Annotated in this window: 12 protein-coding genes; all 12 read left to right on the top strand. The window is 49.8% G+C overall.

What is annotated here, in order from left to right:
• The coding region (locus ACI955_RS14815; RefSeq protein ID WP_415244516.1) for a FimV/HubP family polar landmark protein at positions 1-593 on the top strand (593 nt) is incomplete at its 5' end.
• Between the two features lie 20 nt (positions 594-613).
• Positions 614-1,459, top strand: coding sequence for a tRNA pseudouridine(38-40) synthase TruA (gene truA / locus ACI955_RS14810; protein WP_415244515.1), 846 nt, complete (start codon positions 614-616; stop codon positions 1,457-1,459).
• A gap of 75 nt (positions 1,460-1,534) precedes the next feature.
• Complete coding sequence (locus ACI955_RS14805; RefSeq protein WP_415244514.1) at positions 1,535-2,170, top strand: phosphoribosylanthranilate isomerase; 636 nt, start codon at positions 1,535-1,537, stop codon at positions 2,168-2,170.
• The gene (gene trpB / locus ACI955_RS14800) at positions 2,171-3,394 is read left to right on the top strand and encodes a tryptophan synthase subunit beta (RefSeq protein ID WP_415244513.1); all 1,224 of its coding nucleotides are present in this window, start codon (positions 2,171-2,173) and stop codon (positions 3,392-3,394) included.
• 12 nt (positions 3,395-3,406) lie between these two features.
• Entirely contained in the window at positions 3,407-4,216 is an 810-nt protein-coding gene (trpA, locus tag ACI955_RS14795) for a tryptophan synthase subunit alpha (RefSeq protein ID WP_415244512.1), read from the top strand.
• A gap of 107 nt (positions 4,217-4,323) precedes the next feature.
• Positions 4,324-5,196 carry an acetyl-CoA carboxylase, carboxyltransferase subunit beta gene (accD, locus tag ACI955_RS14790; RefSeq protein WP_415244511.1) on the top strand — a complete coding sequence of 291 codons (873 nt, stop codon included), beginning with the start codon at positions 4,324-4,326 and terminating at the stop codon, positions 5,194-5,196.
• 9 nt (positions 5,197-5,205) lie between these two features.
• Entirely contained in the window at positions 5,206-6,510 is a 1,305-nt protein-coding gene (gene folC, locus ACI955_RS14785; protein ID WP_415244510.1) for a bifunctional tetrahydrofolate synthase/dihydrofolate synthase, read from the top strand.
• Complete coding sequence (locus ACI955_RS14780) at positions 6,507-7,148, top strand: SPOR domain-containing protein (protein ID WP_415244509.1); 642 nt, start codon at positions 6,507-6,509, stop codon at positions 7,146-7,148. Before folC ends, ACI955_RS14780 begins: the two co-directional genes overlap by 4 nt.
• 86 nt (positions 7,149-7,234) lie before the next feature.
• Positions 7,235-7,759 (top strand): CvpA family protein, encoded by a 525-nt coding sequence (locus ACI955_RS14775; protein WP_368375818.1) that lies wholly within the window; start codon positions 7,235-7,237, stop codon positions 7,757-7,759.
• Between the two features lie 32 nt (positions 7,760-7,791).
• A complete protein-coding gene (gene purF, locus ACI955_RS14770) occupies positions 7,792-9,312 on the top strand; it encodes an amidophosphoribosyltransferase (RefSeq protein ID WP_415244508.1) in 1,521 nt (506 codons plus the stop codon).
• A gap of 43 nt (positions 9,313-9,355) precedes the next feature.
• Positions 9,356-10,567: an O-succinylhomoserine sulfhydrylase gene (locus ACI955_RS14765; protein ID WP_415244507.1), complete on the top strand. Its 1,212-nt coding sequence runs from the start codon at positions 9,356-9,358 to the stop codon at positions 10,565-10,567.
• Between the two features lie 3 nt (positions 10,568-10,570).
• Positions 10,571-11,485: an AAA family ATPase gene (locus ACI955_RS14760; protein ID WP_415244506.1), complete on the top strand. Its 915-nt coding sequence runs from the start codon at positions 10,571-10,573 to the stop codon at positions 11,483-11,485.
• Positions 11,486-11,489: the final 4 nt, after the last annotated feature.

Below are 11,489 nucleotides of genomic sequence, written 5' to 3'. Positions count from 1 at the left end.
TTTCCGAGTTTGATATGGACCTCTCGGATACCCTCGATACAAGTGCGTTGTCGCTTGATGCAGCTACCGAGTCGGACGAGCTTGATCTTGAGTTATCTGACTTTGATATGCCTAGTGAGTTCAGTAGTGCTAGCGAAGTCAGCTCTACTGCGGATGAGCTGGACGTCGATGTTGATGAATCCTTCTTTGTTGACGATGATCTGGAATTAGACGATAGCGCGGTTCCTACCGACGATATGAAGGTGGATTCTGGTTCAACTGCTGACAAGCAAAAGGTTGCTGCCGGAATGCCTGTCGTCGAAACACCGGCTCCCGGAGCTCCGATCGTCGATGCCGATACTGTCAATATTGACGGTGACGCGATTGCCATAGAGGATCTGGTGTTCGACGAATTCGATGCCGGAGAGGATGATGCCGAAGGCTTCGATTCACTGCTTGATTCTGAGTCCGTCGGCACAAAGTTAGATCTTGCTCGCGCTTATATTGATATGGGTGACAGCGAAGGCGCGCGTGAAATGTTGGAAGAAGTGCGGCAAGAGGGCGATACTCAGCAGCAAGCCGATGCACAAACGTTGTTAGATAATATTGGATAAGTATTGGCTGAATTTGCGTTATGAATGATGTGGATAGTTTCGACCGATTTGCGGATGATCTCTTGCCGGTCGGATGCCGGGTAGCCATGGCGTTGGAGTATCAGGGTAGCGCCTACCGAGGCTGGCAAAGTCAAACTAAGCCTTGGGTCGCTACTGTTCAGGACGCACTTCAAGACGCTATTTCAGCGATTGCCGCCACGCCCGTGACGGTTATCTGTGCTGGCCGTACCGATGCCGGCGTTCACGCTACCTATCAGTTGGTACATTTTGATGCCCCGGTAGCGCGTTCTTTAAGGGCCTGGGTGGCCGGGGTGAACGCCAAGCTTCCCGGCGATGTTGCGGTGCAGTGGGCTAAATGCGTGCCCATTAATTTTCACGCCCGTTTTTCAGCGACTGCGAGGCGTTACCGCTATATCATCCTTAATCAAGCGCGCCGCTCTGCGCATTTAGCCAATGGTTTAACTTTGGTTGATCGTCCGCTTGATGCTGAGCTTATGCACCGTGAAGCCCAAGTCTTGCTGGGTGAGCAGGATTTTAGTGCATTCCGGGCATCTTCTTGTCAGGCTAAAAGCGCGAAGCGAAATATTCACTTTGCTAATGTAACTCGCTGTGGTCGCTATATTGTGCTCGATATTGGCGGTAACGCATTTTTACACCATATGGTGAGAAATATTGCTGGCGTTCTTATTGCTGTGGGTAGTGGTCAAATGCCAGCAGGGTGGACGCAACAGGTTTTAGCCAGCCGAGACCGCAATCAAGGTGGTGTTACCGCGAAGCCCGATGGCCTGTATTTGGTTGATGTGATCTATCCACCGGACTTTAATTTGCCAAAGTCATCAATAGGTCCTGATTTTGTTCCTAGTTAGCGGCGGCGCCTACAGACAGATAATGCACTTTTTTGTTAATATTTCATTCGATTAATTTTCTGGTAGTACATCCAAGTGTTCCGTACCCGCGTAAAAATTTGTGGCATAACCCGAGCTGAAGATGCGCTTGCCGCAATTGATTCAGGAGCTGATGCCTTGGGCTTTGTGTTTTATCCAAAAAGCCCGCGTGCCATCAGTATTCAGCAAGCTGCAAATATTATGTCGATACTGCCGCCGTTTGTGAGTAAGGTCGGGTTATTTGTTGATGCAGATGTTGCAGAAATACGCAACGTGCTCGCATCGTGTCCTCTTGACGTTCTCCAGTTTCACGGCGATGAGGAAGCAGAATTTTGCGGATCGTTTTCGATGCCGTATATGAAAGCATTGCGCATGCGCGATGATCTAGACTTGAGTGCGGCGCTACGTTCCTACTCCGGGGCAAGTGCTTTGCTACTAGACAGCTATAAACCTGGCGTACCAGGCGGCACGGGTGAATCGTTTGACTGGCAGCGCATTCCTAGCAATTTAGATATTTCCGTGGTGCTTGCCGGCGGTTTAAGGCCTAGTAATGCCGGTGCTGCTATTGCAGCCTGTCATCCCTATGCCTTGGATGTAAGTGGTGGTGTGGAGCTGGCGCCAGGGATTAAATGCGCGCAAAAAATGACAGAATTTATTACAGCGATCAGGTGTGCTGATCGACGGGAGGATTGAGTGAATAGCAAGGTAGGTAAAGCTGATTTTAGCCGGTTTCCTGATGCCGCTGGGCATTTTGGTATTTATGGAGGCCGCTTTGTTGCAGAAACGCTGGTGTTCGCCCTAGATGAGTTGGATGCGGCGTATCGTAGATTACGCAAAGACCCGGGGTTTCAGGCCGAGTTCGATTACGATTTAGCTCATTATGTGGGTCGTCCGTCGCCGCTGTATTATGCCAAGCGCTGGTCTGAGGAAGTCGGTGGTGCAAAGATCTATCTCAAGCGAGAAGACCTTAACCATACTGGCGCCCACAAGGTAAACAATACCGTTGGTCAGGCCCTGCTAGCTAAATATATGGGTAAGAAACATGTTATTGCTGAAACGGGTGCTGGCCAACACGGCGTTGCATCGGCAACCGTAGCGGCTCGTTTAGGTATGACTTGCCAGGTGTTTATGGGCGAGGAAGACATTCATCGTCAGGCCTTAAATGTTTATCGCATGAAATTGCTTGGTGCTGAGGTTATTTCCGTTAAATCTGGTTCTAAAACACTTAAAGATGCCATGAATGAAGCGATGCGAAACTGGGTTACCCATGTTGATGATACCTTCTACATCATTGGTACTGCAGCTGGCCCACACCCTTATCCGATGTTGGTCAGGGATTTTCAGTCGGTGATTGGGCGCGAGGCGCGTCAGCAGTGCTTGGCTCAGAACGGTCGCTTGCCTGACGCCCTGGTTGCCTGTGTAGGCGGTGGATCCAATGCCATTGGTTTATTCCATCCCTTCCTCGATGATGAATCGGTGGCGATGTATGGCGTTGAAGCCGGTGGTTATGGTGTTGAGACGGGGCAACATGCGGCACCCCTAAACGACGGTATTCCCGGTATTTTGCATGGCAATCGCACGTATTTAATGCAGGATGAGGGCGGCCAGATTGCTGAGACGCACTCAGTGTCTGCCGGCTTGGATTATCCCGGTGTCGGTCCAGAGCATTCCTGGTTAAAAGATATGGGACGGGTTAATTATGTTGCCATCAATGATGATGAGGCGCTGGCAGCGTTCCGTAAATTAACCTTAGTTGAAGGAATAATGCCTGCCTTGGAATCTGCGCATGCGGTGGCCTATGCTGAGAAATTAGCGAAAACCATGAGCCCCGAACAAACTATTGTGATCAACTTATCTGGCCGAGGTGATAAAGACATTCATACCGTCGCCACCCTCGACGGTATTGGCATTGAATAACGAGGAAGTATTTTGAGTCGTTTAGCAGCTGTATTTGCAAAACTAGAGGAAGATGGACGAAAAGCACTGGTGCCTTATATTGTTGCCGGTGACCCGGAGCCTGCTTTAACCGTGCCCTTTATGCATGAATTAGTGCGTCAAGGCGCGGATATTCTTGAAATAGGTGTGCCATTTTCAGATCCAATGGCAGAAGGTCCGGTCATTCAGCTTGCGCACGAGCGCGCTTTGCTTAGCAAGGTTACTCTAACCATGGTGCTCGAGCTGGTGACAGAGTTTCGCACCAAGAACGAGATAACCCCTGTTGTGCTGATGGGTTACGCCAACCCGATAGAGCGCATGGGTTATCAGGTTTTTGCGGATCGGGCTGCGTCGGCGGGTGTTGATGGCCTGCTGACGGTTGATATGCCGCCTGAAGAAGCGGAGTTGCCAAGCAAGATACTGCGTGCAGCTGGCATCGACAATATTTTCTTATTAGCACCAACGAGCAGTGACGATAGAATTAAAAAAATTGCCTCATTGGCGAGCGGTTATTTGTACTGTGTGTCACTGAATGGGGTCACCGGTGCGGGTAATTTGGATATCAAGGCGGTGTCCGAGAAACTAGCGAGTATTAAACGTTTTACTAGTCTTCCGATAACCGTTGGCTTTGGTATTAAAGACGGGGTGTCTGCGGCTGCCTTGGCGCCTTTATGTGAGGGTGTTGTAGTCGGTAGCGCCTTAATAGAACGCTTAGTTGCTAGCGATGCCTCATTGGCAAACGCGGAGCGCGCTGCGGTGGCGGCCTCGCTGATTGGCGAGATAAGAGCGGCCATAGACGCCTGATAAATACGATGCTACTGCTCATGATCTAGATTATAGGGTAAAATAATACACAGCATATTACTGTGCATAAATTATAAATAGACTAAAAATGACTACAGGAATGGATTATGAGCTGGGTAGATAAGATTCTTCCCTCGGGAGTGCGACGGGTTGATTCGGAAGAGCGCCGTGGTGCAAAGGGGTCGGTGCCGGAAGGTCTTTGGAAAAAGTGCGTTAAGTGCGAAGCCGTGCTTTACCGGCCTGAGTTAGAAAGTAATCAAGATGTGTGCCCAAAGTGTGACCACCATATGCGTATTGGCGCGCGTCGTCGCATCGCTTTGTTTTTAGACGAAGTGGGGCGCGAAGAGATTCTTAGCCATATTGAGCCTGTTGATAGACTCAAATTTAAAGACAAAAAGAAATACCGTGACCGCTTAACCGCCGCGCAGAAAGCAACCGGTGAAAAGGATGCTTTGATTGCTTACAAAGGCAACGTCAAAGAATTGCCAGTAGTTGTGGTCGCTTTTGAATTCAATTTCCACGGCGGGTCTATGGGCTCTGCTGTAGGTGAGAAATTCACCCAAGCCGCCAATGTTGCGCTTAAAGAGCGCTGCCCACTGATTTGCTTTTCTGCCTCTGGTGGTGCCCGCATGCAAGAAGCGCTTATTTCGCTAATGCAAATGGCGAAGACCAGTGCGGTATTAGAGCGGTTAAAACAAAACGGTGTGCCGTATATTTCAGTTATGACCGATCCTATCTACGGTGGCGTGTCTGCAAGTTTAGCCTTGCTCGGTGATATAAACGTTGCTGAACCGGGTGCGCGCGCGGGTTTTGCTGGTCCCAGTATTATTGAGCAAACCATTCGTCAGAAGTTGCCGCCGGGCTTTCAGCGCAGTGAATTTTTGCTGGCTCACGGCGCTATCGATATGATTGTTCGTCGTCCAGATATGCGTGACACCTTAGGGCGGCTACTTGGAAGCCTGATGCATTATCAGCGTTAAACGGATTCTATGAGGTTTACACAGCTCGATGATTGGTTGCGGTGGATGGAAACGCAACACCCCCGCAGCATTGACCTCGGTCTTGAGCGTGTCGCGCTGGTGGCGCAGCAGCTAGAGATCGCTCTGGATATGCCGGTAATTACGGTTGCCGGTACCAACGGTAAGGGGTCCTGTGTGGCCCTGCTGTCTTCTATATTAGGCGCTCAAGGTTACCGAGTGGGCGCTTTTACTTCTCCCCATTTAAATCACTATCATGAACGTATTGTGGTTGCCGACAATAGCGTTGACGATGACTCCTTATGCCGTGCCTTCGCTGCAGTGGACAATGCGCGCGGCGAAACCTCGCTGACCTATTTTGAATTTGGCACCTTGGCGGCACTGCTTATCTTTCAGCAGCAAGCAGTTGATGTTGCGATTTTAGAAGTCGGTTTGGGCGGGCGCTTAGACGCGGTTAATATTATCGACGCTGATGTCGCCATTGTGAGTTCAATTGCGATTGATCACGAGGCCTGGCTGGGGAGTGATCGCGAAGCAATAGGTCGTGAAAAAGCGGGTATATTCAGGTCGGATCGACCGGCAATTATTGGCGATGGGGCACCGCCGGCGTCCTTATTACATTATGGTTCTCAACTTGGTGCCGAGCTTGTTTGTCGGGGCGACGATTTCAATATCACCGACAGTAGTGGGGGCTGGCACTGGCAGGGGCGAGCGGTCAATGGTGAGCAGGTTTGTTACCGTGATTTACCCTATCCACCGCTGCTAGTTGATAACGCGGCAACCGTGTTGCAGGCACTCCAATACGTCGGTTTACCGGTGTCAGAATCCGCAATACGGCAAGGCTTGACCGCAGTGATTATTGTCGGCCGCTGCCAGCATCGTCAGTATCGGGGGATAGAGTTAGTGCTGGATGTGGCGCATAACCCGGCATCGGTGCAAATATTGCGCGATCATCTTAATGCCAAGCCCATTGCAGGACGCACAGAGTGTCTTTTTGCGGTGATGGCTGATAAAGCAATTGCTGAGATAATTACCATATTAAAGCCCTGTTTTGATCATTGGAGCTTGGCGCCATTGTTAGGCAATGAGCGTGCAGCTCAAGTTGTGACACTTGAAAATCTGCTGCAAGCGCAGCAGATTATCGACGTATCAGTTGCGACATCTTTTGCCGAAGGTGTTGATGGCGCACTGGCACGCTTGTCGGCGGGCGATCGTTTAGTAGTGTTTGGATCATTTTTCACTGTGGCGGCAGCCATGACAGTATTCGCTGACCCAGTTGGCATAGAAACAACGGTAATGGGAGAATCCAAGTTATGATGAGACAGCGCTTAGTGGGTGCACTGGTGTTGCTGTGCGGCGGGGTTATTCTCTGGTCACTGCTGTTTACTGGGCCGGCGGCCTCCAAGCTGGACCGCAAGACTCAAATTCCAGATGCGCCGCTGGTTGACCCGGTAATAAATACACCGCCGCTGAAGCCAGAGGGTATAATGTCGGCAGACACTTTGCTCGTTCCCGAGCAGCCAAATTTGCCGGTTGCCGATGAGGATGAGGATGTAATAGGCGCAGCGGTGAGAGCCGAAGCTGGTAATATTCCCGATCCATCAAACAGCCCGAAGAAATTGGCTCCGGTGGCCAAACTTGAGCCGCTTGAAGTGGAAAAAGCACTGCCGGCTACTAAACCCACGGCCGCTCAGAGATTAGATGCTAATGGATTGCCGCCGGCCTGGGTGGTGCAGGTAGGTGTGTTCGGTAGCAAGGCAAATGCAGAGGGCCTGAATAAATCCCTGCAAGGTGCTGGATATAAAGCATTTATCGATGAAATTCAGCGTAATTCCAAGTCTTTGTATCGGGTGTTGGTCGGGCCTGTGATTAGTAATGAAAAGGCTGTCTCCCAGCAGGCTGCAATAAATAAGCGCTTTAAGGTGAAGTCTATTGTTAACCGTTTCGAGCCTTAGTTGGTGTTCAACGCAAAATCTTACTTGGGCTGCAGCGCTGGGCTTGTTAAACTTCGCATCTCGAAATTCTGTCGGAGCCGCTTACAGTGCTAAGCACGTTTAACTGGGCTGATTGGGCTATTTTGGCGGTGATATCAGCCTCTGCGCTTATCAGTTTAATTCGCGGTTTTGTAAAAGAAGCGCTGTCCTTATTAACGTGGGCGGTCGCATTCTTTATTGCCGTAGCCTTTCACCCACAAGCCGTTGCGTTGCTAGAATCCTTAATAGATAAAGTCTATCTGCGTGAAATTCTTGCCTATATTCTGGTTTTTATTACGGTCTTGGTGGTGGGTAGCTTAATAACCCATATTATTGCCGTCATGGTAAAACGTACCGGGCTAAGTGGCACAGACCGCTTGCTAGGTATGATCTTTGGCACTGCCCGCGGCTTGATCGTGGTGTTGGCCGCCTTAGTCTTGCTGCCGTCCTTGTTGACGGGAGTGGAAAATGATCAGTGGTGGAAGGAGTCCCAACTGGTACCCGAGTTTCTGTTGATGAAAGACTGGTCAGAGCAGAGCTTTAATGATGTGGTTAACTGGGGCTCGTCTTTATTGTCGAGCCAGAGTAACTAGTTTATATCTTCGTCCAAATGAGGTAGTAGTGCATGTGTGGCATCGTAGGTATAGTCGCAAAGACTAATGTAAACCAAGATTTGTACGATGCATTAACGGTGCTTCAGCATCGAGGTCAGGATGCTGCCGGCATTGTGACTTTTGAGCACGGCAAGCTAAATCAGCGCAAAGGCAATGGTCTGGTGAAAGATGTTTTCCATACTCGGCATATGCAGCGCTTAATGGGGAATATCGGTATTGGCCATGTTCGTTATCCCACCGCGGGTAGTTCGAGTCCAGCCTTAGCACAACCTTTTTATGTTAACTCACCCTACGGTATCAGTCTTGCGCACAATGGTAATTTGACCAACGCCGCCGAGTTGTCGAAAGAGCTTTTCCAGTCTGATTTACGACATTTGAATACTGAGTCTGATTCGGAAGTACTGCTCAATGTCTTCGCCCATGAGCTGCAAAAGTTGGGTAAATTAGTACCTACCGCCGACGATGTATTTGCTGCTGTTAGCGGTGTCCATTATCGCTGTAAAGGTGGCTACGCCGTGGTGGCGATGATCGCTAATTATGGCGTTATTGGCTTTCGTGACCCCAATGGTATTCGTCCGCTGGTCTATGGTGAGCGAGAATCGGCGCAGGGCAAAGAGTATATGTTGGCGTCTGAGAGTGTCGCTCTGGATGCCCTGGGCTATAAATTGATTGGTGATGTGGCACCGGGTGAGGCAGTGTATATACAGACCACCGGTGAAATCCACGTTCGGCGCTGCGCTGAAGTAAGTGATTACCGCCCCTGTATTTTCGAGCATGTATATTTTGCGCGTCCAGATTCTATTATGGATGGGATCTCGGTATATAAATCTCGTCTGCGTCAAGGTGAGCGTTTAGCTGAAAAAATTCTGCGTGATTATCCTGATCACGACATCGACGTTATTGTCCCTATTCCTGATTCAAGCCGTATTGCTGCGCAATCTATGGCCGCAAAGTTAGGTATTAAATTTCGCGAAGGCTTGGTTAAGAATCGCTACATTGGTCGGACGTTTATTATGCCAGGCCAAAGCGAACGTAAAAAATCGGTCAAGCAAAAACTTAATGCGATTGGTTTGGAGTTTAAAGACAAAAACGTGATGTTGGTGGATGACTCGATTGTTCGTGGCACCACCTGCCAGCAGATTATTGAAATGGCCCGTGATGCAGGTGCTCGCAAGGTCTACTTCGCGTCTGCCGCGCCGCCTGTGCGCTATCCGAATGTCTACGGCATAGATATGCCGTCTGCTAATGAGTTAATTGCTCACGGCCGCACCCCAGAAGAAGTGCAGACAGAAATTGGTGCCGACTGGCTGTTGTACCAGGATCTTGAAGATTTAATTAGCTGCTCTTCTGAAGGTAATCCTAAAATCACCGATTTCGAGTGCTCGGTATTTAACGGCAACTATGTCACCGGTGATGTCGATCAAGTCTATCTGGACAAGTTGGCGGCAGATCGCAATGATAATTCTCAAAATGAACGCAATGCCGTCGTCGGTGAAGGTGCGTTGATTGGGCTGCATAACGACGTATCATAGGGTGATGTCGTTCTGAGTTGAGTGATGGGAGAGAGCAATAATCATGACCGAGCAAGAATATTTGGCCGAGCGGCAAGCGGTATTGGCCGAAGCTGAACTCGACACCCAAGCCGTGCGTGCGGGGCAAGTGCGAACGTCTGAAGGGGAACACGCTGAGCCTATCTTTATGACCTCGAGCTATGTGTTTTCGACGGCATCAGAAGCGGCGGCGCGTTTTTCAGGTGAGCAGCCTGGTAATGTGTACTCCCGTTATACTAATCCCACGGTCAGAACCTTTGAAGATCGCATTGCTGCCCTCGAAGGTGCTGAAATGGGCGTTGCCACTGCATCTGGAATGGCTGCCGTCCTAAGTACTTGCATCGCGCTGCTTGAGTCTGGCGACCATATTATTTGCTCGCGAAGTGTTTTTGGTACGACTACCGTTTTACTCAATAAGTATTTGGCTAAGCTGGGTATTAGCACCACCTTTGTGTCACCGATTGACGCGCAAGAGTGGCGGGATGCCATTAGCCCTAATACTAAGATGTTGATGCTGGAGACGCCGTCAAACCCCCTGTCGGAAATTGCGGATATTCGGGCCTTGGCCGATATCGCCCACCAGCATGACTGTCTATTAGTTGTAGATAACTGTTTTTGTACCCCAGCTTTGCAACTGCCGCTGGCCTTAGGGGCAGACATCGTAGTGCATTCTGCAACTAAGTATCTCGATGGCCAAGGTCGCAGTGTTGGCGGCGCCGTTGTCGGCCGCCGCGAACAAATGAATGAGATACTTGCTTTTATTAGAACCGCTGGCCCAAGTATGAGCCCCTTTAATGCGTGGGTATTCCTCAAGGGTTTAGAAACCTTGAGGCTGAGAATGCTGGCGCATAGCAGCAATGCTTTGGCGCTGGCGATGTGGCTACAAGATCAGCGTGGTGTAGTAAAAGTGTACTATTCAGGTTTGCCTGATCATCCTCAGCATGCACTTGCGGCCTCGCAGCAAAAGGCATTTGGCGGCGTATTATCCTTTGAGGTTGGCAGTGATCAAGATGCGGCGTGGCGCTTTATTGATGCTACGCGCTTGGTTTCTATTACCGCTAATTTGGGCGATACCAAAACTACTATCGTTCATCCGGCTACGACTACCCACAGCCGCTTGACCGTTGAGCAGCGCCGTGAAACCGGCATTGCTGACAACCTGATTAGGGTATCAGTCGGCTTAGAAGACTTCGAAGATTTACGTAAAGATATGCAACGTGGTTTGGACTCTTTGTAAGCCGTGGCTATTTTTGCGCAGCTCACTGAAGAAATCTCTCGGGTGGTACTGGGTAAAGACCATCAAATTCGACAAGCCTTGTGCTGCTTGCTCGCCCGGGGCCACCTGCTGATTGAAGATGTGCCGGGTGTGGGTAAAACCACGCTGTCTCAGGCTTTTGCTAAAGTCACTGGTTTAGATTATCAGCGCATGCAGTTTACCAGTGACTTATTGCCCTCAGACATTCTTGGGGTGTCGATATTTGATCGCAACAGTAATGCATTCCATTTTCATTCTGGGCCAGTATTTACTCAGTTCTTATTGGTCGATGAAATTAACCGCGCAAGTCCCAAAACTCAAAGTGCCTTACTTGAGGCGATGGCCGAGAAACAAGTTACTGTGGAGGGTGAAACGCGTACTTTACCTAAGCCGTTCTTTGTAATGGCGACTCAAAACCCGTGGTTTCAATCCGGCACGTTTCCGTTACCAGAGTCTCAGTTAGACCGATTTTTAATGCGGATTTCATTGGGTTATCCCGATGAACAATCCGAGCGTCGATTACTGGCGGGCGGTGATCCGCGGGCATTAATAGCCGAGTTGCGCGCCCTGTTGAATGCGGAAAAAATTATTGGTCTGCAAGCTATGGTCGATAAAATTGAAATTCGCGACAGCGTATTGTCCTATGTGCAAAGGATCATTGCCTTTACCCGTCAGGATTCTCATTATGCATTTGGGCTTTCTACCCGTGCCGCCTTGGCCTTGATCCAGGCCTCTAAAGCTTGGGCAATGCTCGGCGGGCGTGCTTATGTTTTACCAGATGATATTCAGCTACTTCTAGAACCCGTGGCTGCACACCGCTTAAAACCCGCTGCAGATAGTCAGGATGACGGTCCGGACTTAATTAAGCGCTTGCTATTACAGGTGCCGGTAGTGGTGTAACTAT

This window comes from Zhongshania sp. (assembly GCF_047636175.1).
Classification (GTDB): Bacteria; Pseudomonadota; Gammaproteobacteria; order Pseudomonadales; family Spongiibacteraceae; genus Spongiibacter.
The sequence above is the reverse complement of the archived record's forward strand: the minus strand, read 5'-3'. Positions and strand labels throughout refer to the sequence as shown.